The sequence below is a fragment of the Marinococcus luteus genome (assembly GCF_900106595.1).
GTDB lineage: Bacteria > Bacillota > Bacilli > Bacillales > Marinococcaceae > Marinococcus > Marinococcus luteus.
Genome location: NZ_FNNC01000001.1, coordinates 68849 through 94692 on the forward strand (window position 1 = coordinate 68849; position 25844 = coordinate 94692).

The window sequence follows — 25844 nt, forward strand, 5'->3', positions numbered from 1 at the left end:
TGCCAGGTGATATGAAAACCAATATGTATAAGAAAAAACACGTCCGGATGAATACACCGGGCGTGTTTTGTGGTTTCCGATTAAGCTTTACTCCAGTCAGCATTCATTTCCACGCCGGCTGCGTGGAGAGTAGTAAACACCGGGCAGCGGGCATCAACCTTCTCCTGAAGTTCCTGAACACGTTCATCGCTTTCAGATGTCCGGACTTTCGCTTTTACCGAAACGGTCTGAAAATATGGGCGTACATCAGGGTTGCCCATCATGCCCTCTGAATCAATATTGCCATTTACCTGAAACGAAATACCCTGCAGATCAAAATCCATTTCTTTAGCAACGAAATTGGCTACAGCGTTTTCGCAGCCTGCAAGGGAAGAGAGAAGAGCGGATAAAGGGTCCATGCCCTGATTGTTTCCGCCAAGATTTTCCGGCTCATCGATCGTAATTTCATGAGTGCCTGCAGAAAGGTCGGTCTGAAAGTTTTGTGCGTTTCCTTCTACGTTAAATTCCATATTTGCCATATTCATTCACTCCTTTGGTTAGAACTACCTTGCTATACCCGCGCCCCTATTTAGATAAACAAGAAGGGCAATCGATCCTTAAGTTGCGTTTTTTCAGCTTTTGTTTAGGGAATGGGATACAAAGCAAATTGTAAAGGAGAAATCAATTATGGCAAAGTACAGTAGAATTATCGCCCAGGCAGGGTGCCACATTCATCATGCAGAGCCCGCACAGGTATATGAAGCCTGGACCAATCCTGAGCTGATGAAAACATGGATGTTTCCGTCAGGTGGAGAAAAAGAAGCAGATGCGGAGGCCGACGTATCAGAAGGCGGTGCATGGAGTATAGTGAACGAAAGCGAGGACGAAGCGTACCGGGCTTACGGAAAATATCTGGAAATAAATCCGCCGGAACGAATCAAAAAAACGCTCGTCCGTAAAGAGACAGGCGGACAGGACGAAAAAATCACTGTGGAAATTAACTCTATTTTAAACGGAAGCCAGCTGATTGTAACCCAGGACGTAGTTTTTCTTCATCATGAACAGCTGGCGGAAAAAGTAGTGGAAGAGCATTTAAGAGAAGAAAGGCTCCGGACGGAAAAATATTGGCATGAAATGTTTTCCTTATTATCGAAACAACTTACACCTTCGTAAGCGTATGATATTATAAAGGGCGGGAGAATATTTCTCCTGCAGACTTAACGACGTATAGGATGATGAGGAAAATGCAGAAAAAGATCGTATTTACCGGCGGCGGCTCCGCCGGTCACGTTACGCCGAATATTGCTGTGATTAATGAGCTCGACCAAAGTGATTGGGATATTTACTATGTGGGCTCAAAAGAGGGTATTGAAAAAGAGCTGATTGAGCGCAGAGGCATACGGTACCATTCTATCAGCTCAGGTAAACTGCGCCGTTACATAGACTGGCAGAACATTACTGATATTTTCCGTGTGGTGAAAGGCTGCCTCGAAGCCCGTAAGTATTTAAAAAAGGTTAAACCGAATGTAGTATTTTCCAAGGGCGGATTTGTCACTGTCCCGGTGATCATCGCGGCCAAAACATTGAACATCCCCGTTATTATCCATGAAAGTGACATTACGCCGGGACTTGCCAATAGAATCGCCCAGCGGTTTGCGACAAAAATATTCACCTCGTTTGACGAAGCGACAGCCCATTTTCCTTCCGGAAAAGCAAAAGCCCTCGGCTCTCCAGTGCGAAAAGAAATTACGCGCGGAGATAAAAGAAAAGGACTCGAGTTTCTTCAGTTCGGGGGATCCCAGCCGGTACTGACGATTATGGGAGGAAGCCTCGGCGCAAAAAAAATTAATGAAACGGTGCGGGCTGCGCTTCCGTGGCTCACGGAGAAATATCAGGTGGTGCACCTTTGCGGTAAAGGCCATACAGACGAAAGTCTCGAAGATCAGCCGAACTACCGCCAGTTCGAATACGTCAACGAAGAACTGCCGGATGTGCTTGCTGCCACAAATACAATCATTACCCGGGGCGGGTCCAATTCTATTTTTGAATTTCTGACGCTGCACCTGCCAATGCTGATTGTGCCATTAACACGCGCTCAAAGCAGAGGGGACCAGATCCTGAACGCTGAGTCATTTCAGGAAAAAGGATATGCATCTGTTCTGGAAGAAGAAGAGCTGACTGAAGAGACGCTGCGTGAAGCCCTGAAGAACATTGAAGACAATCGAAACGATACGATCGCCCAGATGAAAACATACATGGCGGAAAATCCTTTGGATCTGATTATCAAAGAGCTGTATGCCTATCACTAATCAAAAATCTCCCCGGCACCTGTGGCCGGGGAGATTTTTGCATGCTAAAAGGAAACCGCATTACTCAGCAAGTGTCTCGGCAATTAAATCAATCTGCTCGTTAATGGAAATAGGGTCGTAGGGATAATACGTATCAAAATCAAGAAAATAAAACTGGTCGTTCTGCACAGCATCCAGGTTCGCCCAGACATCGGATTCCTGAATGTTTTCCTTGCTTTCACCAGTTTCCTCCGGGTCATACGTAGTCATAAACATATGATCGGCCGAGTACTCCTCAAGCACCTCCATTGAAATTTCCTGTGCGTTTTCCCCCATGACTTCCTCCTGAATTTTTTCGGGAGGGTTCAAATCAAGGGCATTATAGATAGCCTGTCCGCCTCGTCCGCCATTTGCACCGAAAACATAAAGGTCATTATTATGGGTCAATTCATATAACCCGAAAGTATCGTTCTGTTCTATTGTGCTCTTAAGCCGCTGTTTGGCCTCCGCCGCGGTCGTCTCAATGGTTTCTTTGAATTCTTCAGCCTCTGCCTGATTATTTGTCAGTTCTCCGAAGGTATCAAGCGTTTCCTGGACATTTGTATCGGGATTGTATGGAATATGGACTGTAGGTGCAATCTGCGAAAGCTGCTCGTAATTGTCATCGTACATGACAATAATTAAATCGGGATCAAGCCCGAGTACTTGTTCGGGGTCGAGGGGAGCGCCGATATCTTCTGCGCCGCTCAGCTGCTCTTCAAGAAAAGGATTGGAAAATGCATCCGGTCCAGACCCGGACACATCTGCATCAACCGCGAGCAGCTCCCCGGCATAATAATCAGTCACGATCGTTTCAGGGTCCGTGGGGATAGAGACCTCTCCTTTTTCTGTTTCATATGTTCTGGTTTCCCCTTCGCTGTCTGAATTATCTGCGGAAGAACTGTCTTCACCGGTGCTGCAGGAAGCTAGCAGGGCGATTCCTGCTGTAAAAACAGCAAAGCGTCCAATTATCGTATGTAAATACATCAAATCCCCCTCTGTATAAATGATAATGATTTTCAATATCACTATTGTAACGGAAGGAAAAAGAAAAATCTACAAAAAAAGCCTCCGCATAAATTGCGGAGGCAGGAGCGAAGTGGTTTACACTTCCATAATAATAGGGAGAATCATTGGGCGCCGTTTCGTGCGCTCATATAAATAAGGTGCCAGGCTGTCTATAATTTCTGATTTAATTTCAGACCACTGACTTGTTTTTCGTTTCATTACTTCATCGAGATGCCTGCTTAATGTTTTCTGGGCATCGTTAATCAAGTCTCCGGATTCACGCATATAAACGAAGCCGCGTGAAATTAAGTCCGGGCCTGCTGATACCTTAAAGTTTTTCATATCTATACTTACGACGACCACGACGAGCCCTTCTTCGGATAAAATACGGCGGTCGCGGAGGACAATGTTGCCAATGTCACCGATACCGTGACCATCGACATAGACAGCACCAGAAGGTACTTTGCCTACGACAGAAGCACTGTCCCTGGTCAGTGCGAGTACTTCGCCGTTTTCCATAATAAAGGAATTTTCGAGCGGTACGCCGCAGTCCCGGGCAAGTCTCGAGTGCATTTTCAGCATCCGGTATTCACCGTGAATCGGCATGAAATATTTCGGGCGCATTAAGCGCAGCATAAGCATCTGTTCCTGCTGGCTGCCGTGTCCGGAAGTATGAATATTGTTCAGCGATCCGTGGATGACACGGGCGCCGGCCCGGTACAGCTGGTTAATAATTTTGTGCACGGAAGTCGTATTTCCGGGAATAGGAGAACTCGAGAATACGACAGTGTCTCCGGGGATAATCTGAATCTGGCGGTGGGTGCCGTGAGCTACGCGGGAGAGGGCTGCCATTGGCTCGCCCTGGCTTCCGGTACATAAAATGGCTGCCTGATCGTCCGGCAGTTTATTTAGCTGGGAAGGCTCCACAAATGTTCCTTTTGGTGCATTAATATATCCGAGCTCCTGGCCTATTGTGATGGAGGATTCCATACTGCGGCCGAATACAGCAATTTTACGCCCGTCTTTTACAGCTGCATCAACGGCCTTCTGAAGACGGTATATATTAGAAGCAAATGTAGCAAAGATGATTCTTCCTTTGGCCTGGCGGAAGATGGAACGGATATTGTCCCCGACTTTTCGTTCGGATACAGTGAATCCGGGAACTTCTGCATTCGTGCTGTCCGAGAGCAGGCAGAGAACACCTTTTTCGCCGATGTCCGCCATTTTGGCTAAATTGGCCGGCTCCCCTACAGGGGTAAAGTCAAATTTAAAGTCTCCGGTATGGACGACATTCCCTTCAGGGGTGTGGACGTTGATACCGAGAGAATCAGGAATGCTGTGAGTGGTCCGGAAAAAATCCACTTTTAAATGGTTGAAAGCAACAGGCTGGTCTTCCTGGACAGTATTTAATTTTGCTTTGCGTAAAAGCCCGCGTTCTTCGAGCTTTCCTTTTAACAGACCAATAGCCAATGGACCGCCGTAAATAGGAACGTTTAATTCTTTTAGCAGAAATGGCACGCCGCCGATATGGTCTTCATGCCCGTGGGTGATAAAGACCCCTTTAATTTTTTCTTTGTTCCGCACCAGGTATGTGTAGTCGGGAATGACGTAGTCAATTCCGAGCAGGTCGTCTTCAGGGAACATGATTCCTGCATCGATGACGATAATTTCATCCTGGTATTGAACCACGTACGTGTTTTTGCCGATTTCGCCTAACCCGCCCAGGGCAAAAACAGCAACTTGATTTTGTTTTATTTGTTTCATACGTTATAAATTCTCCACTTGGAAGTCTTCAGATCTTTTTTCGAATTCAAGCTGCTTGTCAGTAAGCCCCTGAACGAATTCAATGTTAAATTGTTTATCGGCGAGTTTGTGGCGGACTTCGCGCTCAGATTCTGCTTCTACGTATAGTGAATGGGTGTTCTCCCGTACAGGAGCTTCTGTGAAATTATTCTGGTAAAAAACTTTGTAAATCATCGTAAATATCTCTCCTTCTTGAAATGTAAATGCGGCGTTTATAGCTGCTTTAGAAAAAAATGGTTTTTTGGCATAAACTAGTACTGTAAATAGGAAAAAGCAAAATAATGCAGGAAGGACAGGAAGTAATCGTTGCAACAGCCTGGCTGTTTAATCAAAAATGACTTCATATCCAGAGCGGTTCTACTCAGCTTCCGGCCAAAGAACTCAAGCTGAACAGCACCACAGTGTACGTACCAACCATTAATAATTCATATTATAAAGCATGAAACTGTTTTTTTCATCCTTTTAATCACTTCTGTCCAAAAATCATCCCGCTGCAGGGTAAGAAAAAGACAAAAGAAAGTAACTATACGGGTACTAAAGAACCATGATAATATAGAAAAGGAATAAATTTTCTTCAAATGTATAAAATTTCTTTTATAGAAATTATTACTAAATAAATGGCGGACAGAGAAAATTTTTTAAAAAAACTCTTGAGATGAAAAAAGCATCTTCCCGAAGGAAAACGCTCTTTTTGCAGGCTATAGCTTTGGCAGTTCCCGTTTGTACTCGTCCTCGTAATCTTCGATGCGGTCGTAAAACATAACGCCGTTCAGGTGGTCAATTTCGTGCTGGGCAACAATAGCCGGAAGCCCCCGGAGGCGCAGCTTTACCTCTTCGTTTTCAAGTGTCCGTGCTTTTAATGTGATACGTGAATATCTTGGAACGTTTCCAGGTACTTCCCGGTCAACCGAAAGGCAGCCTTCACCGCCCTCTAGATGAGTTGTTTCTACAGAATGGCTGAGAATTTTTGGGTTAATGAACCCATAGCTGTACAGCTCATCTTTGTCGTCGGTCACATGCATGGCAAACATCCTTTTATTAATGCCGAGCTGGGGTGCTGCTACACCGACGCCGGAGCGGAGCTCATATTTTTCAGCGATTTCCTCGTCCTGGCTGTTTTTTAAGAAATCCAGCATTTCCTGCAGGGTATGCAGATCTTCAGCAGGCGGAGGAACCGGGACTTCTTCAGATACTTTGCGGAGCGCAGGGCTTCCCTCACGCTTAATATCGTTCATTGTTAACATGAATCAACTGCCTCCAATCAAGCTTACATATGATAATCGTTAATAACAGTGTATTAGTATAGCAAAAAAAATTCAGCTAAAACAGCTTTAAAGTGTGAAATGACCGTAAAAATATAAATATACAGGAGGAATACATATGTACAAAATGAACAAAAAGGTGACAGGAGCGGCAGTCGTTACATTATCGGCTTTAGTATTATCGGCATGCGGGTCCCCGCAGGGAAGCATTCAGGACCATTGGAGTGAAGCAGCAGGGGCCGAAGAGGATTTTCCCGAAATGGATGAAGAATTGACCGAACTGGCCCAGGAAGAACAAAATGTATTTGAAAATTTAACTTCCTATGAAAACGATGAACAGAAAAAAATTGAGTCCTCTGTGGAGGAAGCTGTAAGCTCTGTGAATGAGCGTAAAGAATTAATGGAAAAAGAACGGGAAGAGATTAATCAGGCTTACGGAGAAGCAATGGAAGCAGATGAGCCTATTGAAAATTTGGAAAATGAAAAAATGACCGAAAAAGCAAAGCAGGCCCAACAGGCAATGGAAAAGAGAAACGAAGCATTTAACGGCGTCCACGAAGCATACATGGAAGCAGCGGACAAAGAAATTGATATGTACGAATCGTTTAATGATGAAGACTTAGAACTTGAAGCAATTGAGGAACAACTTGATACTATTAACAGCTCCTATGAAGAGGTGGAGAGTTACAGGGAAACATTCAATACAGAAACGAAAGCATTCAATGAAGCTAAAAACGCGTTCGGGGAAATGACGGAAGAAGAGGGTTAACTCAGTTTTATAACAAGCCGGCGGGACTAGGCGGCGGATGGATAAAAACGGCTGAACTGTTTATATACGCATGGACCAATGATATATAACAGATTCGCTTATTTACAAAAAATAGAAGATGCCAAATGGCAGGATAATCCTTTGAACAAAAAGGATTGACGTATCTTTTTCGTTTGGTATATTCTAACTATTGAAAAGTATTGTTTCATTGAAATGATATACTAAACTGAAACAGTTACTTATTTGTTCTTTGTTAAAATTATCCTTGATTATATTACGCGCATGAAGGGTATTAAAAGATGATGTGGTCATAAATCCGCATGTGGAAAATACTTTAGCAGCAGAGTGTGAAATTCAGGCGATAATTAAAGAACAGATAAAACACAACTACTGGATACAGCCGGTGTATTTTAAGAAGAGAGGAAGAGGTGAACATTTGTGGCGACAAAAACGATTGAACAAGTCGAAAGTCACTTTGAAATGTTTCAAATTTTAAATGAAAACGGAGAGGTAGTGAACAAGGACGCAATGCCTGACCTTTCCGATGAGCAGCTTCAGGAAATTATGCACCGCATGGTGTATACGCGCATCTGGGACCAACGCGCAATTTCCCTGAACCGTCAGGGACGGCTTGGCTTCTATGCTCCAGTAGCAGGGCAGGAAGCTTCCATGATCGGCTCCCACTATGCACTGGAAAAAGAAGACTGGATTCTTCCGGGCTACCGCGATGTACCACAGGTAGTATGGCACGGCCTTCCGTTGTATCAGGCGTTCCTTTATTCCCGCGGTCATTTCCACGGCGGCCAGATTCCGGAAGGCGTAAACATTCTTCCGCCTCAAATTATTATCGGGGCGCAGATTGTACAGGCAGCAGGCGTCGCGCTTGGTCTGAAGCGTCGTCATAAGGATAATGTCGCTATTACTTATACCGGAGACGGCGGTGCTTCCCAGGGGGACTTCTACGAAGGCATGAACTTCGCAGGCGCCTATGAGGCTCCGGCTATCTTTGTTGTGCAGAACAACCAGTTTGCCATCAGCGTGCCGGTAGAAGAACAGTCCGCAGCTAAAACGATTGCCCAAAAAGCAGTAGCTGCTGGTATTCACGGCGTGCAGGTTGACGGCATGGATATTCTTGCCATGTACTCTGTTACGGAAACAGCCCGTAAAAATGCTTTAAACGGAGAACCTACTTTGATTGAGTCCGTTTGTTACCGTTACGGTCCGCACACAATGGCTGGTGACGATCCGACCCGTTACCGTACAGAAGAACTCGATAACGAATGGGAAAAGAAAGATCCGCTTATTCGTTTCCGGAAGTTTCTTGAGGATAAAGACCTTTGGAATGAAGATAAAGAAAACGAAGTAGTAGATCAGGCGAAAGCCGATATAAAAGCAGCGATTAAACAGGCGGATGATACACCGAAACAGAAAGCCTCCGATTTAATCGAAATTATGTATGAAAAGCTTCCGCAAAACCTGCAGGAACAGCTCGAAGAATACAGAGAGAAGGAGTCGAAGTAAGCCATGGCGCAAATGACGATGATTCAAGCAATTACAGATGCAATGCGTACGGAACTGAAAAATGACGAGAACGTCCTCGTCTATGGTGAAGACGTAGGCCAGAACGGCGGTGTCTTCCGTGCTACGGAAGGACTGCAGGACGAATTTGGTGAAGAGCGTGTATTTGATACGCCGCTCGCAGAATCTGGTATCGGGGGCTTAACGCTTGGTTTGGCTGTTACTGGCTTCCGTCCGGTAATGGAAATCCAGTTTTTCGGCTTCGTATTTGAAACAATGGACGAAGTTGTCGGCCAGATTGCCCGTCTGCGCTACCGCACAGGCGGCAAATACGGTGCACCGGTAACTATCCGTACACCTTACGGCGGCGGAGTGAAAACTCCAGAGCTCCACGCAGACAGCCTGGAAGGTCTGATTGCACAATCCCCGGGCATCTCAGTCGTTATTCCGTCGACTCCTTACGATGCAAAAGGCTTGCTTATTTCTGCTATCCGCAGCAATGACCCGGTCTTTTACCTCGAGCACATGAAGCTGTACCGTTCTTTCCGGGAAGAAGTACCGGAAGAAGAGTATACAGTGGAAATCGGCAAAGCGGACGTGAAGCGTGAAGGAAAAGACGTCACCTTGATTGCTTACGGTGCTATGGTCCACACATGCCTGAAAGCAGCTGATCAGCTTGCAGAGGAAGGGTACGAAGCAGAAGTGATCGACCTCCGTACTGTAAGCCCGATTGACATGGACACTATTGTTGAATCCGTGAAAAAGACCAACCGCGCTGTCATGGTGCAGGAAGCACAAAGACAGGCGGGTGTCGGCTCCAACGTTATGGCCGATCTCAGTGAGCGTGCCATTCTGCACCTGGAAGCGCCGGTTCTTCGTGTAGCAGCTCCTGACACTGTTTTCCCATTTGCAGCAGCTGAAGACGTATGGCTGCCAAATGAAAATGACGTTGTCGAAAAAGCGAAAGCTGTACTCAACTTCTAAAATTGTAAATGACTGCAACAGGTTGATGGATGAAATCAACCTGTTTGCTACGCGTAATATCGAATGTAAACTAAAAGGAGGCATTTGTTTTGGCTTATGAATTTAAACTTCCCGATATTGGTGAGGGAATTCACGAAGGCGAGATCGTTTCATGGCAGGTTAAGCCCGGCGATGAAATCAAAGAAGACGACGTACTCTGCGAAGTGCAAAACGATAAAGCAGTTGTAGAAATTCCCTCTCCTGTAGACGGAAAAGTTTTAGAGCTTAAAGTGGATGAAGGTACAACAACTACCGTCGGTGAAGTGATTCTTACTATCGATGATGGCAGCGGAGAGGAAGTCTCTTCAGACGATTCAGCGGAAGATGCTTCCGGGGATGAAAGCTCTGAAGGTAAATCAGAAAGAGACGAGCAGGAGCAAAATGATGCTCAGCCGGCTTCCACAGAAGCAGAAAAAGGAAGCCCGGAACCAGCAGGCGGCGAAAGCGCAAGTACTTCTGGAGAAGCAGATGTAGATGAAAACGCACGCGTTATCGCTATGCCATCTGTACGCAAATACGCTCGTGAAAATGAGGTAACGATTCAAAAAGTCAAAGGTTCGGGCAAAAACGGCCGTATTCTTCGTGAAGACATCGATGCATTCCTGAGCGGTGATCAGTCAGCGGGAGAAGAAACAACAGAAGCTGCTTCCGGCGCTGAAGAAACCAAAACAGCAGCGAGCGCAGCAGCACCTTCGAAGGACCAGGGCGCTATGGAAGAACGCGTACCGCTTAAAGGTATCCGTAAAGCTATCGCTCAAAAAATGGTACAATCAAAACAGACGGCTCCACACGTTACTCATATGGACGAAGTGGACGTCAGTGCGCTGGTTGACCACCGTAAAAAATTCAAGCCTATGGCTGCAGAGCAGGATATCAAGCTTACGTACCTGCCTTACGTAGTAAAGGCTCTGACTTCCGCAATCCGGAAGTTCCCTGTACTGAATGCTTCTATCGATGATGAAGCTTCTGAAATCGTTTATAAGCATTACTTCAATATCGGCATTGCAGCTGATACAGAGCAGGGACTCGTCGTACCGGTTGTTAAAGACACGGATCGCAAGCCTATCTTTACCCTGGCCGACGAAATCAACGAACTTGCTACAAAAGCAAGAGATGGAAAGCTTTCCTCAGCTGAAATGAGTGGAGGTTCTGCTACGATTTCGAACCTGGGATCTGCGAAAGGTGCTTTCTTTACTCCGGTTATTAACCATCCGGAAGTAGCCATTCTTGGTATTGGCCGTATTGAAGAAAAAGCGGTAGTGCGCGACGGCGAAATTGTTGCTGCGCCAATGCTTGCTCTTTCATTAAGCTATGACCACCGTCTGATCGATGGTATGACAGCACAGCACGCATTGAATCACATCAAACGCTTGTTAAATGAACCAGAACTAATCTCAATGGAGGGATAATTCATGGTAGTAGGAGATTTTGCAGAAGAAATTGACACGCTAGTTGTAGGTGCCGGTCCGGGTGGCTATGTCGCAGCCATCCGTGCGGCCCAGCTTGGACAAAAGGTAACTATCGTAGAAAAAGGAAATCTGGGCGGAGTCTGCTTAAACGTAGGCTGCGTACCGTCCAAAGCATTAATCCAGGCGGGGCACCGTTTTCACGAAGCCAATGAAGGTGCGGAAAACATGGGTATCACCTCTAAAGGCGCCGACGTGGATTTCACAAAGGTACAGGAGTGGAAAGGCAGCGTTGTTGAAAAGCTTACTGGCGGTGTTGAATCCCTTCTGAAAGCAAACAAGGTGAACATTGTAAAAGGGGAAGCTTATTTCTCCGATAAAGATCAGGTAAAAGTTTCTACGGATGAATACAGTTCCCAGACGTATAAATTTAACAACTGCATCATTGCTACAGGCTCCCGTCCGGTAGAACTCAAGCCGCTTCCTTTCGGAAAACGTGTACTTGATTCTACTGGCGGATTAAATCTCGAAGAAATTCCAAAGAGCATGATTGTTGTCGGCGGCGGCTATATTGGTATCGAGATGGCTGGAGCGTATGCAAACCTAGGTACAGAGGTTACAGTGCTTGAAGGCGAAAACCGTATTCTTTCCCAGGGCTTTGAAAAGCAAATGACTCAGCCGGTGCAGAAAAAATTAAAAGCACAGGGCGTTGATATTCAGACAGAAGCATTTGCGCAGGGCGTTGAGGAATCAGAGGACAGTGTAACCCTTACAGCTGAAGTAAAAGGTGAAGAAAAAACGTTTGAAGCAGAATATGTACTGGTTGCTGTAGGGCGCCGTCCAAATACAGAAGAACTGGGACTTGAGCAGATTGGCGTAGAGTTCGGCGAACGCGGTCTGATCCAGGTGGACGAACAGTCCCGCACAAGTGTAGATAACATCTACGCAATCGGTGATATCGTACCCGGCCTGCCGCTTGCTCATAAAGCTTCCTACGAAGCGAAAGTAGCTGCAGAAGCTATCGCAGGGGAAGCAGCAGCAGTTGATTATCTCGGTATGCCGATGGTTGTTTTCTCGGATCCGGAACTTGCAAGCGTTGGATATACAGAAGAAGATGCGAAAGAAGCAGGCTTCGATGTAAAATCCGCGAAGTTTCCGTTCCAGGCAAACGGACGGGCGTTGTCTCTGGACGTTTCTGAAGGCTTCATGAAGCTCATTACCCGCAAAGATGATGGATTAGTTATCGGGGCACAAATTGTTGGCCCTAACGCTTCTGACATGATTGCAGAAGCAGGTCTGGCAATTGAAGCAGGAATGACAGCAGAAGATGTAGCGATGACAGTTCATGCTCACCCAACGTTAGGTGAGATCACGATGGAAACGGCAGAAGCAGCACTCGGAATGCCAATTCACATCACGTAATAAAAATAAGAAGGCCACGGCTTATCACAGCCGTGGCCTTCTTGTGTAAAGAAGAAAGGCAGCTGCTCGTGGAAGCAGAATTTTTCGTGCCTTCTTCAGCATAATAAAATCCCCGGCGCTGAGGCCGGGGATTTCTTATTTCGTTTGGAAGCTACTCTTTGCCAGTCAGGTCTTTTTGAAGTTCTTCCTGTTCTTTGCGAAGCTGTTCGCGTTCGCGACGGGAAAGTCCTGTTTCATCATCCTGGCGAAGCTTGCGTTCTTTATTAAGAATGGTACGGTCGGTCTTAAGAGCTTTTAACAGCGATACACACATTAAGACCATAATGATTGTAAACGGCAAGGCCGCGATGGTCATGACAATCTGAATGCCCTCAATACCTCCGGATGCGAGCAGCATTGCCGCTGAACCGGAAATAACAAGTCCCCAGATGAATTTAATGGATACCGGTGGATTCAAGCTTCCGTTTGTCGTCTGCATCCCCAGAACAAAAGTTGCCGAGTCTGCAGAAGTAATGAAAAAGCTCATAATCAAAAGCAGTGCTACAAAGCCTGTTACCGCTCCGAGAGGGAGAGTGTCAAGCAGGCCGAACAGAGCAATTTCATCACTCTGGCTCGTCATTAATTCGTACAGACCGCCGTTCTGGGCATTGTCTTCAGCAATACCGGTTGTTGCAAAAACGGCAAACCATAGAAACGAAAAGATGGATGGTACGAGCAGGACGCCGGTGATAAATTCACGGATCGTCCGTCCGCGGGATACGCGGGCAATAAAGGTACCAACAAATGGTGCCCATGCAATCCACCAGGCCCAGTAGAATACCGTCCAGGAGTCAAGCCATGCCCGGTCTCCGGTATATTCATACGTCGTGAAACTTTGGGCTGGCAGGTTTTCCATGTAGGATCCAATGCCATTTGTGAAAGAGTTTAAAATACTTGTCGTCGGACCGGCGAAAAGAACAAAAAGCATGATCAGCCCCGCCAGCGCAATGTTTGCCCAGCTTAAATAGCGGATACCTCTGTTTAAGCCGGTAGTAGCCGATGCAAGATAAATGATAGTAAAGACGAGAATAATAATCAGCTGTGTAGTTAAATCGAGATTGATCCCTTCAAATATATAACTCAGGCCGCCGTTTACCTGAGTGGCGCCGTACCCAAGAGACTGGGAAACACCAAATATAGTAGCGAACACAGCGATAAAGTTGATTAAAGTACCTAACCAGCCATCCACCCGGTCACCGACAAGCGGCCGGAACGCTGAACTGATAATACCAGGCGCGTTATGGCGGAACTGGAAATAAGCAAGTGCGAGCGCTACAACTGAATAAACGGCCCACGGGTGAAGTCCCCAGTGGAAAAACGAGAGACGAATAGCATCTGCTGCCGCTGCCTGGCTTTGAGCCTCTGCTTCAGGCCCGCCGTAATAGTGATAAAGCGGCTCAGCAACGCCCCAATATACAAGGCCGATCCCCATACCGGCTGTAAATAGAAACGCAAACCATGTTAAGTAACTGTACTCCGGTCGTTCGTCCGGCTTTCCTAAACGGATTTTTCCATACGGACTGAACACTAAGTAAATACAAAAGATAACGAAAAACGTTGCGGATATTAGATAAAACCATCCGAGGTTAGTAACAATCCATCCCTGGATCTCACCGGTCACTGTATTTAAATTTCCTGGCGTGACAACACCCCAGATGATTACCGCAAGCGCCGCTATCAGGGTCACAAAAAAGACGGTTGTTAATTTTCTCATGACTTTTTACATTCCACCTTTCTTTTAGCGGGGTATTCGATTTTTAGGCAGCGGTACTCAGCAAAAGAGGGGATAGTGGCAATTTCAGTAAGCAGGTACATACCTATTTAATAAATGACAACGATGATTATTATAACACTCATAACTTCATACGCAACCAGAACGTATGAATAATCTATACCCTAAACCTAGGCCCCCAAACCCAGAAGCCTTCATATATAAACGTTAAAAAATACCTACAGGCAATAAGCAGCGTTAATATTTCCATACAAACGTAATTATTAACATTTTATAGAAATTTTTTAGACTTTTAGCCCTGACTTTGCAGAAATTTTGCTAAAATATAAAAGGGAATAATTAAACAGGGGGAGTCCGGGTTGAAGAAAATGTTGATATTATCATCGCTGGCAATGCTTCTTGCAGGCTGTTCGAATGCAGGAGAAGACAATGCAGATGCAGAACAAAAGGAAAAAACAGAGACCGCTGCCCAAGAAGAAGCCCAGGAGCAGCATGATGAGAAAAAAGAGGAGCAGAAACAGCAAAAAGCAGCTGTCTCAAAGGAGGAAGAACTGATTTATAAAGTTAACGAAGCAAACTGGACGGTTCAGGCAGAGGAAAGCGAAGGCGAGGAAGTTCTTCTCACATTTGATGACGCTCCGGACGGCAATGCTGTAAATATCGCGGAAATTTTAGCAGAAAACGAAGTACCGGCCATCTTTTTTGTGAATGGCATGTTTCTAAAAGATGAAGAAGGCAGAAATGCCCTGAAAAAAATAAAAGACATGGGGTTTGCGATAGGTAATCATACGACTACCCACGCCTCGCTTCCAGATTTATCAGAAGAGGAACAGCTTGAAGAATTAAAAGAAACCGATGAACTGGTAAAAGAAATAACTGGGGAAACGCCGGCATTTTTCCGTGCTCCGTTTGGACAGAACACTTCGTTTAGTGATGAATATGTTAAAAAAAACGGCATGATAAAAATGAATTGGACGTATGGGTATGATTTTGAAGGTGAATACCAGGAAGCAGAAGCGCTCACAGATATTACGCTGAACACTGAATTGTTAACGGATGGCGCAAATATTCTTATGCACGACCGGGAATGGACTAGAGAAGCGCTTGGCCCAATTATTGAAGGATTTAATGAGAAAGGCTATTCCTTTATCGACCCCCAATATATAGAAAAAGAGTAGAAAAATGCGTGATACAGAAGCTTTTTATGTCGAATTTTGTTGAAAATTTTTATTGGACGCTGCATTAATGCTATATTGATTAAAAATGAATAGGATTCACACGAAGGGGGAACATCAATGGATAACTCTGCACTGTATGATGAAATAAGATTGCACGTAGGCCTTGCCCATGATTATTCCATAACGCCTGAAGGCTTCCTGCACTATGTCATGAATGCATTTCAAAAATACTGGCCGCATAAAGATTTGATTTCGTTGTATGTTAATAAATGGACGCATTTCGAATGGCAGGACGGGGACGTGCATCCGGTATTTACGAAAGAAATGGATATTCAAAACGGTCTTTTGCTTTTGGCAGATATAGAAAGAACAGTTTTTTGCTGCAGTGAAGAAGGGATGTATCACTGGATGCTTCCGTTTTATGATAATGAAATATTTGCCGGAGGGATTATTGTTTCAAGAGAGGCAGATATGAAAGAGCTGGAAAAAGAAGAAGTATGGCTTCTCGAAGAAATTATGTCTTTCATTAATGCCAAACTGCCCAATTATATGTAAAAGTAAAAAAAGCAGCCGCGGCTGCTTTTTTGTTTTATTGAATTGGCTTTTGCTCCTGGATCACCCGTATAGTTTGAAGGGAAGGGTCTTCGGGGCCCTGGACGGGGAGGCCGGCTGCTGCGTTGGCTTGAATGTACGTTAAATTTTCTTCGGTAATGATTTCACCTGGAAGGAGTACTGGTATGCCTGGCGGATAAATCATAATGAATTCTGCGATAATCCGGCCGGCACTTTCTGAAAGAGCGATGGTTTCTTTTCCGGCATAAAATGCGTCACGGGGAGCAATGGATAGAGTCGGGATAGACGGTAGCTTTAATACTGCGGGAGCCGTGTAGGCCTCAGGAGTATAATGCTGCCGGGCGAGATCCTTCATTGCCTCCACAAGAAGCGATGTTTCTTTTTCCGTATCACCGAAGCTGATGATGCAGAGGATGTTATACAAATCGGACAGCTCTACTTCAATGTGATAATGCTTTCGCAGCCATTTTTCAGCTTCGTAGCCATTGATGCCAAGCTGTTGAACAGAAATTAACAGCTTTGTAGGGTCCATGGCGGTGACGGTGTTCTGTTCAAGCATTTCAGCGCCGGCGCAGTAGAGACCCTTAATGGAATTAATAGAGGCCCTTGTTTGTTCAGCGAGTTCAAGCGTGTTTTCTATCAGTACGTGCCCTTTTAATGCAAGCTGCCTGCGTGCGGTATCGAGCGAGGCCAGAAGCGGGTACGATGTGGATGTTGTTGTCAGCATGCTGAAGACCGCCTGGACGTGAGCAATGGAGGTCCGGGCGCCCTGGACGTTTAATACGGAACTCTGGGTCATGGAGCCTCCGAGTTTATGCACGCTTGTAGCAGCCATGTCAGCGCCCGCCTCCATAGCTGAAGGTGGCAGGTTTTCGTGAAAATGAATATGCACCCCGTGAGCTTCATCGACGAGCACTGGGACATCGTACTGGTGAGCGGTTTCTACAATAGCACCCAGATCGGAGGAAAAACCGAAGTAGGTCGGGTTAATAACGAGCAGCGCCTTTGCATCAGGATGCCTGTCGAGAGCATGCTGTGCTGTTAAAGGTGTAATCCCGTGCGAAATGCCGAACTCTTCATCGAGTGCCGGATACATAAATATCGGAACGGCTCCTGAAAAGATAATCGCATTCATAATCGATTTGTGCACATTTCTCGGAACGAGAATTTTGTCTCCCGGAGCACAGACAGATAAGATCATCGTCATAATGGCACCGCTTGTTCCCTGGACCGAAAAGAACGTATAGTCGGCCCCAAAGGCTTCTGCGGCAAGCTTCTGTGCGTCATCAATAACGCCGGAAGGGTGGTGCAGGTCGTCAAGGGGTTCGATATTAATCAAGTCCATATTTAATATATTACTGCCGATAAATTCACGAAACTCCTCATCCATCCCGGTTCCGTTTTTATGCCCCGGAATGTGGAAAGGCACAGGCTGCGTCTTTATATGCTCTTTTAATTTAGTGAATATCGGAGTAAGCTGTTGTCTGTTCATATGTGTCCCTCCAATGCGTTCAAAAACATTCAAATTATAGCAGAATTCATGCCGTCATTAAATAACTTTGTGAGACGTGCCGGCCGGGATTTGCTAGAATATTAGCGAAGGGGGAAGCAGTGATGAAAGAAAATGTTAATATACCTATCTCCATGGACTGGACTACACAGGAAATTATCGATGTGACCACTTTTTTTCAAGTGGTTGAAACAGCACACGGTAAGGCGGTGCCCCGGGAGGATATTTTAGGCCTGTATGGGAAATTTAAAGAAATTGTGCCGGGTAAAAGCGAGGAAAAACAGATGTTCCGTCAGTTTGATGAGGATGCTGAAGTGAACTGCTGGAAGACTGTGCAGGCAGCTAGAAAAGCAGAAGCAGGGGAAAAAATTAATATGACCGGACGCTCAGGATAGAGCGTCCGGCATTTTTATACCGTCTGCAAGGACAGCTGATACAGAGGAAGAAGTTCTTTGAATGTACTATAAATATAATCGTACGTTTCGTCATCGTTCCAGGAAGCAGCCGTTTCTGCGTCAAACTGACGGCCGATCAGAAGCTCTGCTTTTTTGATATCTCTTACACGCTCAAGGGTGTGAATGACCTTATCCTTGTTTTCATGAATGAAAAATGCGTCCGGCTTCGTATGATCCGGGGAAATTTTATAGTCGTCCGGCAGGGAAGTAAGCTGAGATAGGCGGTCCAGATACATTTTTCCGATATCCGCTTTATCCGGTACTTCGTACATGTGGGTCAACCAGACGAATAAATGGTCATCAAAAAGTCCGACCTGGAAATGAGGATGTTTTTTGTAGCCTCTTTTATCCGGCGCGATACCGAACCAGGTGCTTTCCGGAGGATGCACAGACCGTCTGGCATGTTTTGCAATATGAACAAACAATTCTTCGCCCGTATCAGCTGCCAGATCTTCAGCCAGAGGTTCAGCCAGTTTGGAAAAAACTGGTTGAATGTCATCCCGGATTTGAGTCATGCGGTTTTCAAGACCTTCTGCCTGCATAATAGAAAAATCATTTTTGGTGAAATGCTGTCTGCTCATGTAATGACTGCTCCTTTTTCAATTGGTCTATCACCAAGCATACTGAAAATCTGGACCTCCGGCAACCAATCAACTCCAGTGAAAATCGCAATTATTTAAAAATACTGAAAATTTTCGTTTGTTTTTCTTGCGTTTCCGGTAAAAAGGTTTTATAATTCCAATAATCCTTATAGAATAACGAGTACTCAAAATACCGTTAGATACACAAGAAAGACAGTAGGGAGAGGCCGTAGTAAAATATAATTTCAGAACAATAGAGAAAGTTCTGCATCTTATATTTTCTGAACATTCTGAGAAGAATTGCCAGTGTCAGTTAACTTTCAGCTCGAGACATTATTATTCCATTTAAGGGGTGTGGGAAACTTGGAACAAGTAATTCAGGCGTTTAAACGTAGAGATGCAGAAGAACGAATCCCGGTACTGCGCTTAGAAATTGATTATGAACTGGTAACCCTTCATGACGCCATGGCAGAAGAGGATTTAACTTCCATTCATGCCAGCAAATACCGCTTAGAGCAGTTACGCCAGGAGTGGATTCGGCTGGAAGTGTAATATAAAGTAAGAAGGTCCGGGCTGCTTTACAGCAGTCCGGGCTTTTTTATGCAGAAATCGGTGCATAATTTTGCCGTATTGAGGGAACAAGAACTCATATACATAAGGAAGAAGCGGAGAGGATTATAATGGAAGAGAATTGGTCAGCAATGCAGCAGAAAGCTGTACAATGGATACAGGAAGCCGGGGAGCTGCTTCGCGCTTCCCTGGAGGAAAGCTTAATTATAGAAACAAAATCAAATCCAAATGATTTAGTAACAGAAATGGATTTCAAAATTGAGCGGCTGTTAACGAAAAAGATCAGTGAAGATTACCCCGGTCACCGCATTTTAGGAGAAGAAGAAGCCGGAGCGGACATTATGGACACCGACGACATTATTTGGATTATAGACCCTATAGACGGAACAACGAATTTTGTTCATCAGCAGTTTAATTTTGCTGTATCTCTGGCAGTGTTTGAAAATGGCATTGGCAAGGTGGGCATTGTCTATGACGTTATGGCAGACGAATGGTTTACCGCACTGGAAGGCAGAGGAGCATACCGCAACGGCGTCAGGCTTCCGAAGCTGAAGCCGGCAGAATTAAAGGAAGCAATTGTAGGTATTAACGCCAGATGGATTAAAAACGAAAAAATTCCTTATGCCAGGCAGATGCGTAATATTGTGGATGAATCAAGAAGTACCAGGGCCTATGGTTCGGCTGCAATCGAACTTTGCTATGTAGCATGCGGCCGGCTTGATTCTTATGTGAACCTGTGGCTGGCACCGTGGGATTTTGCCGGAGCGGAAGTGTTGTTACGGGAAGTCGGGGCGGATATTTCGACGATCGATAACCAGCGGCCGTCGATGCTTGAAAAAGGGCCGTACCTGGCGGGGCGCCCGGGCCTGCAGGAAAAAGTACGGGGGATGCTGAACAGCTGATCCCCCGTACTGATTTTTGGCTACGCTGCAGAATTTGCTTTCACCTTTCTGGCAAAATAAAAGGCTGAGCACGTTACAGCGATCGATATAACGGCGATAATAATGGAAGCTTCGGCTATAGCAATCCCGATAGAGGCGATGCCGAAAATAGCTAAAGCTGCAAGCAGCAGGTATAACCACTGTATTTTTGTCATAGAGTCCCTTCTTCCTTTAAAATAATGCTGACACTATTTTATCGGCTTTGGCAGGAAAACTCAAATAAGTACAGCCGGCTATGATTCAGTGATGGTTTATGTTATATTGAGAAAAGTAGTGTCTGTAATAGTGACTTGCCAGTCGGTCTTCCTTTAGTGGAACCCGGCATATGTTATACTGACAATGTAAAATGTAAATGGTAGGAACTCAGATGAAAATGGCAATGAGAACCCTGGCTTTATGGAAGACGATGTCGTCGAGCGCCAGGGTTTGTTATGATTGCAGCAAGAGAATAGGAGAGATTTACAGTGACAGATTTACGCAAAGATATTCGCAATATCGCGATTATTGCCCACGTTGACCACGGGAAAACGACTCTTGTCGACCAGCTTCTTCGTCAATCAGGAACATTTCGGGAAAATGAGCAGGTGGACGAGCGGGCAATGGACACAAACGATATTGAAAAAGAACGCGGCATTACGATTCTGGCTAAAAATACAGCAGTGAAATACCATGATACGCGTATCAATATTCTTGATACTCCCGGCCACGCGGATTTTGGCGGGGAAGTAGAGCGCATCATGAAAATGGTGGACGGCGTACTTCTTGTTGTAGATGCCTACGAGGGCTGCATGCCGCAGACGCGCTTTGTTTTGAAAAAAGCACTTGAGCAGAACTTAACCCCGGTGGTAGTAGTAAACAAAATCGACCGGGATATGGCCCGCCCGTCAGAAGTTGTGGATGAGGTGCTGGATCTGTTTATCGAGCTTGGAGCGAACGAAGATCAAATCGATTTTCCAGTTGTTTATGCATCCGCTATTAACGGAACAGCAAGCGAAGATCCTGAAAAACAGGACGAGGACATGGACGTTATTTTCCGCATGATCTCAGACAACGTACCGGTTCCTTTTGATAACAGCGATGAGCCGTTCCAGTTCCAGATAGCGATGCTTGATTATAATGACTATCTTGGTAGAATCGGCGTAGGAAGAGTGTTCCGCGGAACACTCCGGACAGGAGACCATGCTGCACTGGTCAAGCTTGACGGAACGGTAAAAAAATTCCGGATTTCCAAAATGTTCGGTTTCTTTGGACTGAAAAAAGAAGAAATCAGCGAAGCCAAGGCCGGGGATCTTGTGGCTATTTCCGGTGTGGAAGATATCATGGTCGGGGAAACAATGTGCCCGGTCGATCATCAGGAAGCACTGCCGGTACTCCGTATTGATGAGCCGACGCTTCAGATGACTATTCTTGTGAACAACAGTCCGTTTGCCGGCCGCGAAGGATCTAAAATTACGAGCCGTAAAATTGAAGAGCGGCTGCTCACGCAGCTCGAAACAGACGTAAGTCTCCGTGTCGATCCGACGGACAGCCCGGACGCGTGGTTGATTTCCGGACGTGGTGAGCTTCACCTGTCCATTTTAATTGAAAACCTGCGCCGCGAAGATTTTGAACTCCAGGTATCCAAACCGCAGGTAATCGTTAAAGAAGTGGACGGCGTGCTCTGCGAGCCGTATGAGCGTCTGCAGGTTGATGTGCCGGAGGACTATACCGGAGCGGTTATGGAGTCTCTCGGTGAACGTAAAGGCGAAATGGAAAACATGGTCAATAAAGGCGATGGCCAGGTCCGGATTGATTTCATGATTCCATCCCGTGGTTTGGTTGGATATACGAATGAATTCCTATCCCAGACCAAAGGATACGGCATCCTGAACCATACGTTTGAAGAATACCGTCCGTATATTAAAGAACAGATTGGCGGCCGCCGTCAGGGAGTGCTCGTTTCCATGGAAAATGGAAAAGCGACTCCGTACAGTATGATGCAGCTTGAAGACCGCGGTACAATGTTTGTTGAGCCCGGAACCGAAATTTATGAAGGCATGATTGTCGGCGAACACAGCCGCGAAAATGATCTGGCTGTAAACGTGACAAAGGCGAAGCAGCAGACAAACGTGCGTTCAGCTAACAAAGATCAGACTGTAACGATGAAACGGCCCCGGATTCTGACTCTCGAAGAAGCTCTCGAGTATTTAAACGCAGATGAGTACTGTGAAGTTACTCCGGATTCAATCCGGCTCAGAAAGAAAATTCTCCAAAAAGGCGAACGTGAACGCGAAGAAAAACGCCAGAGCGTTTCCAAATAAAAAAATTCCGGCTGCAGTAAAAACTGCAGCCGGAATTTTTATTATTAATAAACATGTTTCCGAAAAGCCGAGGGCCTGTAAGATCTCACTATTACCAGTTGTTGTTTTTAACCGGGTCCCGGTACAGACGGAAATGGCCGGTAGCTTTTCTCTCGTTTGTCCGGTTCGAAATCCGGTCATGGCATTCGGGGCACATATACGTGTGAATCGGCCGATTCCTAATTTTTTTTGCTTCAGGGTTTTCATCGTCCAATTTATGAATTTCATCGCAGATTACGCACTTTACCCGCATCATTTCATTTCACCTCTGCTTTGTTCAGCCAAAAGATATGCACCAAGTATAACACGCCCGCTGCCCTGATAACAGAAAGAGCGTCAGCAGATTGGGACAGAAAAAAATAAACAGATAAATCCGAAAAAGATTGGACAAATTTTCTGATCAAAATGGTACTATTATACATATAAGGGGGGATACATATGGCTAGTCGAGTGTTTGACGAACTACCCGACGAAATCGTCCATTTATTAAAGCAGGAACAATATGTGACGGTTTCTACCATCGAACCGAACAATTCCACCCCGGACGTTCACGCTGTCTCATGGGTTTATGCAGCGTCTCCGCGGATTCTCCGGTTTGCTGTTGATGCCCGGGCGTCTGCAGTGAAAAATCTGCGGGAAATACCTGGCATGGCAATGACTGTCATCGGCGGAGGCACTACGTATTCCATTGCAGGAGAAGGGAAAATTTTAACAACTGAAGTAAGTGGAATTTCTTTTCCGCTTGCGATTATAGAAGTGAATGTTGTTGAAGTGAAGGACATAATGTTTTATGGATCGAAAATGCTCCGCGGACCGTTGTTTGAGAAGACATACGACCCGGAAGCGGCAGAAGAATTAGACAAAAAAGTACTTGAAGCGATGAAGAATATATACTGAATGTAAAGATCCCGATAGAGACAAGATAGGGGGAAGCACCTGATATGAAAAAAATTTACGTTTTAGATACGAACGTACTGCTCCAAGATCCCCAGGCCATTTACCAGTTTGAAGAACATCATGTCGTAATTCCAGCTGTCGTATTAGAAGAAATTGATGCCAAAAAAAGATTAATGGATGAGCTCGGCAGGAATGCGAGAGAGACAGCAAGAATTCTGGACCGGTTCCGTGGAAAAGGCAGGCTGCATGAAGGAGTTCCTCTTGGTTCAGGAGGCACACTGCGTGTAGAGCTGAATCACCGTTCGTATGAGAGCATGAAAGATACCTTTATAGAGGTAACCAATGACAACCGTATTCTGGCAGTGGCTCAAAATTTAAAGGACGAATACGAACTGATGGGAGACTACCATGTCGTCATTATCAGCAAAGACGCTCTTGTACGCGTAAAAGCAGACGCACTCGGTATAACAGCCGAAGACTTTCTGAATGACCGCGTCACTCAGTACGACAATATTTACAAAGGGCATCAGACGCTGACGGTTGACCGGCCGCTGCTTGACGCTTTTTTTGAGGAAGGGTCACTGGCCTCTGAAGAAGTTTCGGAACAAGGATTTTGTCCTCACGAATTCCTCATCTTAAGAGACGCCCTGAGCAGCTCTTCAGCTCTTGCAAAAGTCGATGAATCCGGAAAAAGAATCCGCAAGTTCACTTCCGATATTGACCATGTGTGGGGCATACGGCCGAAAAATGTTGAACAGAAGATGGCACTTGAGCTGCTGCTCAGAGAAGATATCCCGCTTGTAACGTTAACCGGAAGGGCAGGGACTGGAAAGACCCTGTTAACGCTAGCAGCCGGTTTGCTTCAGATTGAAGACATGGAGCGCTACCATAAGCTGCTGGTGGCAAGACCTGTCGTTCCGCTTGGGAAAGATATAGGGTATCTGCCGGGTGAAAAGGATGAAAAACTGCGGCCCTGGATGCAGCCTATCTATGATAATCTGGAGTATTTATTTAACGCTAAGAAGCCTGGCGAACTCGATTCCATTCTTGCCGGGATGGGATCAATTCAGGTGGAGGCTTTAACTTATATCCGGGGCCGGAGCATTCCGGATCAGTATATTATTATTGATGAAGCCCAAAATCTGACAAAGCATGAGGTGAAAACGATACTGACAAGGGTGGGGGAAGGCAGTAAAATTGTTTTTCTCGGCGACCCGGCCCAGATCGATCATCCGTATCTCGATGAACTGAATAATGGGCTCGCTTATGTGGTTGAAATGTTCAAAAACCAGGGGGTCAGCGGGCATGTAAAACTGGAAAAAGGAGAACGCTCCGGCCTTGCCCAGCTTGCAGCAGATATATTATAAGAAAAGACAGCTGGAAACTCTCCAGCTGTCTTTTCTGATTATTTTACCCGAAAGCCCGTCACGTGCCGAATAGGATTGGTCTTATTGGATCCGTCCCCGTAATATATGTGAACCGGTCCGTCTTCTTTCAACGGGCTTCCTTTATGGGAAAATGCCACAATGAAATTTTTTGCCTCCTCAAGAGAAACGAGATGAGTTTCCGCTTCAGTTTCCACAACGACGTGGCTGGCGTCTTCTTTCGGTTCGGCGTTCTCCAAAAACGGCTCGAATCTGATGCCAAATGATCCATTAATGATAGCTTCTTTTTTGTTGCGCACCTTATTGGTGCGTCCCCGGCCAGGATCCGGGTCCGGGGCGTTTGACCCTTCTTCGCGGTCTCTTGCAAACCTTCTGGCTGTATGATCAGCTTCCGTGGAAGGCTGTTCTTCAGCGGAAGGATCGGTATCAAAATACGTGTCGAGGTCAATTTTACGGTCGTCAAAAATCCATGTAGTAGGATCGAGGGTGATCGGGAAATGAACATTTCCCTGGATCATTACAATGAAATTCATGAGGAGCACCTCCAATTAAATAGCTGCTGATAGGAACTGGTTTTTATGCTACCACAACCGGGTAATAGAGAAAAAGCAGAAGCTATTGCTGCCCCGGAAATTGTGGCATATAGTCTGAAGAATCAAGATTTTATACGCAAACCATCTTGCTTTTTTTTTAATGAACAGATAAGATGAATAGAAGGAGTCAGCTTGTAGGAGGGATTGCCTTGAGCACGAGGGCAGCAACAGAACATAGTGAGAAAGCATATGCTTTATTAAAAGCAGATGCTGAGAAAATTAGAAAACTTATTGAAGTACAGATGGACAACCTGACAATGCCTCAATGCCCGCTTTACGAAGAGGTGCTTGATACACAAATGTTTGGCCTTTCAAGAGAAATTGATTTTGCCATTCGTTTAAATCTCATCGACGAACATACCGGTAAACAAATTCTTTCTGAACTCGAACGGAAACTTGCTGCTTTTCATGAAGCGACAGTCGGTGGATGAGCCAAGCTATTCTAATTGAATAGCTTGGTTTTTTTACAAACAGGCGTATTTTTAATTCAAAGTTTTATGCAGGAGAAAAACAGGGTAAAGAAACGTTACGCAG

27 protein-coding genes are annotated in these 25844 nt (G+C 45.5%); 16 read left to right on the plus strand and 11 right to left on the minus strand.

The window, feature by feature from the left end:
* Positions 1-80: 80 nt before the first annotated feature.
* Entirely contained in the window at positions 81-518 is a 438-nt protein-coding gene (locus BLV22_RS00375; protein ID WP_091610116.1) for an OsmC family protein, read from the minus strand.
* 148 nt (positions 519-666) lie between these two features.
* Between BLV22_RS00375 and BLV22_RS00380 the strand changes: the two genes are divergently transcribed.
* Positions 667-1152: an SRPBCC family protein gene (locus BLV22_RS00380; RefSeq protein ID WP_091610118.1), complete on the plus strand. Its 486-nt coding sequence runs from the start codon at positions 667-669 to the stop codon at positions 1150-1152.
* Between the two features lie 71 nt (positions 1153-1223).
* A complete protein-coding gene (locus tag BLV22_RS00385) occupies positions 1224-2288 on the plus strand; it encodes an undecaprenyldiphospho-muramoylpentapeptide beta-N-acetylglucosaminyltransferase (protein ID WP_091610120.1) in 1065 nt (354 codons plus the stop codon).
* Between the two features lie 60 nt (positions 2289-2348).
* Here BLV22_RS00385 and BLV22_RS00390 read toward each other — a convergent pair whose 3' ends face one another.
* The 4 genes from BLV22_RS00390 to def all read right to left on the minus strand — a co-directional run bounded on the left by BLV22_RS00390 (position 2349) and on the right by def (position 6361).
* Positions 2349-3293, minus strand: coding sequence for an ABC transporter substrate-binding protein (locus BLV22_RS00390; protein WP_091610122.1), 945 nt, complete (start codon positions 3291-3293; stop codon positions 2349-2351).
* Between the two features lie 117 nt (positions 3294-3410).
* Positions 3411-5078, minus strand: a complete 1668-nt coding sequence (rnjA, locus tag BLV22_RS00395; protein ID WP_091610124.1) for a ribonuclease J1 — start codon at positions 5076-5078, stop codon at positions 3411-3413.
* 3 nt (positions 5079-5081) lie between these two features.
* Positions 5082-5291: a DNA-dependent RNA polymerase subunit epsilon gene (locus BLV22_RS14865; RefSeq protein WP_091610126.1), complete on the minus strand. Its 210-nt coding sequence runs from the start codon at positions 5289-5291 to the stop codon at positions 5082-5084.
* Positions 5292-5815: 524 nt separating this feature from the next.
* The gene (def, locus tag BLV22_RS00405) at positions 5816-6361 is read right to left on the minus strand and encodes a peptide deformylase (protein WP_091610128.1); all 546 of its coding nucleotides are present in this window, start codon (positions 6359-6361) and stop codon (positions 5816-5818) included.
* 136 nt (positions 6362-6497) lie between these two features.
* Between def and BLV22_RS00410 the strand changes: the two genes are divergently transcribed.
* The 5 genes from BLV22_RS00410 to lpdA all read left to right on the plus strand — a co-directional run bounded on the left by BLV22_RS00410 (position 6498) and on the right by lpdA (position 12517).
* A complete protein-coding gene (locus tag BLV22_RS00410; protein WP_091610130.1) occupies positions 6498-7148 on the plus strand; it encodes a YkyA family protein in 651 nt (216 codons plus the stop codon).
* Positions 7149-7628: 480 nt separating this feature from the next.
* The gene (pdhA, locus tag BLV22_RS00415) at positions 7629-8669 is read left to right on the plus strand and encodes a pyruvate dehydrogenase (acetyl-transferring) E1 component subunit alpha (RefSeq protein ID WP_091612192.1); all 1041 of its coding nucleotides are present in this window, start codon (positions 7629-7631) and stop codon (positions 8667-8669) included.
* Between the two features lie 3 nt (positions 8670-8672).
* Positions 8673-9650 carry an alpha-ketoacid dehydrogenase subunit beta gene (locus BLV22_RS00420; RefSeq protein ID WP_091610131.1) on the plus strand — a complete coding sequence of 326 codons (978 nt, stop codon included), beginning with the start codon at positions 8673-8675 and terminating at the stop codon, positions 9648-9650.
* A gap of 89 nt (positions 9651-9739) precedes the next feature.
* Positions 9740-11098, plus strand: coding sequence for a dihydrolipoamide acetyltransferase family protein (locus BLV22_RS00425; RefSeq protein ID WP_091610133.1), 1359 nt, complete (start codon positions 9740-9742; stop codon positions 11096-11098).
* Between the two features lie 3 nt (positions 11099-11101).
* Complete coding sequence (lpdA, locus tag BLV22_RS00430) at positions 11102-12517, plus strand: dihydrolipoyl dehydrogenase (protein ID WP_091610134.1); 1416 nt, start codon at positions 11102-11104, stop codon at positions 12515-12517.
* A gap of 151 nt (positions 12518-12668) precedes the next feature.
* On the opposite strand, the gene BLV22_RS00435 is transcribed toward lpdA, so the two are convergent.
* Positions 12669-14270 (minus strand): BCCT family transporter, encoded by a 1602-nt coding sequence (locus BLV22_RS00435; RefSeq protein WP_091610136.1) that lies wholly within the window; start codon positions 14268-14270, stop codon positions 12669-12671.
* A 386-nt stretch (positions 14271-14656) separates the two neighbouring features.
* Between BLV22_RS00435 and BLV22_RS00440 the strand changes: the two genes are divergently transcribed.
* A complete protein-coding gene (locus BLV22_RS00440; protein ID WP_091612195.1) occupies positions 14657-15466 on the plus strand; it encodes a polysaccharide deacetylase family protein in 810 nt (269 codons plus the stop codon).
* A 117-nt stretch (positions 15467-15583) separates the two neighbouring features.
* Positions 15584-16021: a hypothetical protein gene (locus BLV22_RS00445; protein ID WP_091610138.1), complete on the plus strand. Its 438-nt coding sequence runs from the start codon at positions 15584-15586 to the stop codon at positions 16019-16021.
* A 34-nt stretch (positions 16022-16055) separates the two neighbouring features.
* Here BLV22_RS00445 and BLV22_RS00450 read toward each other — a convergent pair whose 3' ends face one another.
* The gene (locus BLV22_RS00450) at positions 16056-17531 is read right to left on the minus strand and encodes an aminotransferase class I/II-fold pyridoxal phosphate-dependent enzyme (protein WP_091610140.1); all 1476 of its coding nucleotides are present in this window, start codon (positions 17529-17531) and stop codon (positions 16056-16058) included.
* A 122-nt stretch (positions 17532-17653) separates the two neighbouring features.
* On the opposite strand from BLV22_RS00450, the gene BLV22_RS00455 reads away from it, so the two are divergent.
* On the plus strand, positions 17654-17944 hold the full coding sequence (locus BLV22_RS00455) for a UPF0223 family protein (protein ID WP_091610142.1): 291 nt from the start codon (positions 17654-17656) through the stop codon (positions 17942-17944).
* 14 nt (positions 17945-17958) lie between these two features.
* On the opposite strand, the gene BLV22_RS00460 is transcribed toward BLV22_RS00455, so the two are convergent.
* Positions 17959-18585 (minus strand): YktB family protein, encoded by a 627-nt coding sequence (locus BLV22_RS00460; RefSeq protein WP_091610143.1) that lies wholly within the window; start codon positions 18583-18585, stop codon positions 17959-17961.
* Positions 18586-18948: 363 nt separating this feature from the next.
* On the opposite strand from BLV22_RS00460, the gene BLV22_RS00465 reads away from it, so the two are divergent.
* Both BLV22_RS00465 and BLV22_RS00470 read left to right on the plus strand, forming a co-directional pair.
* A complete protein-coding gene (locus BLV22_RS00465; protein WP_022792649.1) occupies positions 18949-19137 on the plus strand; it encodes a hypothetical protein in 189 nt (62 codons plus the stop codon).
* 128 nt (positions 19138-19265) lie between these two features.
* A complete protein-coding gene (locus BLV22_RS00470; RefSeq protein ID WP_091610145.1) occupies positions 19266-20057 on the plus strand; it encodes an inositol monophosphatase family protein in 792 nt (263 codons plus the stop codon).
* Positions 20058-20077: 20 nt separating this feature from the next.
* On the opposite strand, the gene BLV22_RS14870 is transcribed toward BLV22_RS00470, so the two are convergent.
* Entirely contained in the window at positions 20078-20251 is a 174-nt protein-coding gene (locus BLV22_RS14870; RefSeq protein WP_176967577.1) for a DUF5325 family protein, read from the minus strand.
* A 309-nt stretch (positions 20252-20560) separates the two neighbouring features.
* On the opposite strand from BLV22_RS14870, the gene typA reads away from it, so the two are divergent.
* On the plus strand, positions 20561-22396 hold the full coding sequence (gene typA / locus BLV22_RS00475) for a translational GTPase TypA (RefSeq protein WP_091610146.1): 1836 nt from the start codon (positions 20561-20563) through the stop codon (positions 22394-22396).
* 91 nt (positions 22397-22487) lie between these two features.
* Here the strand turns inward: typA and BLV22_RS00480 are convergent, their stop codons facing one another.
* Positions 22488-22688: a YlaI family protein gene (locus BLV22_RS00480; RefSeq protein ID WP_091612197.1), complete on the minus strand. Its 201-nt coding sequence runs from the start codon at positions 22686-22688 to the stop codon at positions 22488-22490.
* 185 nt (positions 22689-22873) lie between these two features.
* Between BLV22_RS00480 and BLV22_RS00485 the strand changes: the two genes are divergently transcribed.
* Positions 22874-23332 (plus strand): pyridoxamine 5'-phosphate oxidase family protein, encoded by a 459-nt coding sequence (locus tag BLV22_RS00485; RefSeq protein WP_091610148.1) that lies wholly within the window; start codon positions 22874-22876, stop codon positions 23330-23332.
* 44 nt (positions 23333-23376) lie between these two features.
* Positions 23377-24699, plus strand: a complete 1323-nt coding sequence (locus BLV22_RS00490; protein ID WP_091610150.1) for a PhoH family protein — start codon at positions 23377-23379, stop codon at positions 24697-24699.
* A gap of 38 nt (positions 24700-24737) precedes the next feature.
* Here BLV22_RS00490 and BLV22_RS00495 read toward each other — a convergent pair whose 3' ends face one another.
* Positions 24738-25250, minus strand: coding sequence for a hypothetical protein (locus tag BLV22_RS00495; protein ID WP_091610152.1), 513 nt, complete (start codon positions 25248-25250; stop codon positions 24738-24740).
* A gap of 173 nt (positions 25251-25423) precedes the next feature.
* Here BLV22_RS00495 and BLV22_RS00500 point away from each other — a divergent pair, with 173 nt between their 5' ends.
* On the plus strand, positions 25424-25741 hold the full coding sequence (locus BLV22_RS00500) for an Fpa/YlaN family protein (RefSeq protein WP_091610153.1): 318 nt from the start codon (positions 25424-25426) through the stop codon (positions 25739-25741).
* Positions 25742-25844: the final 103 nt, after the last annotated feature.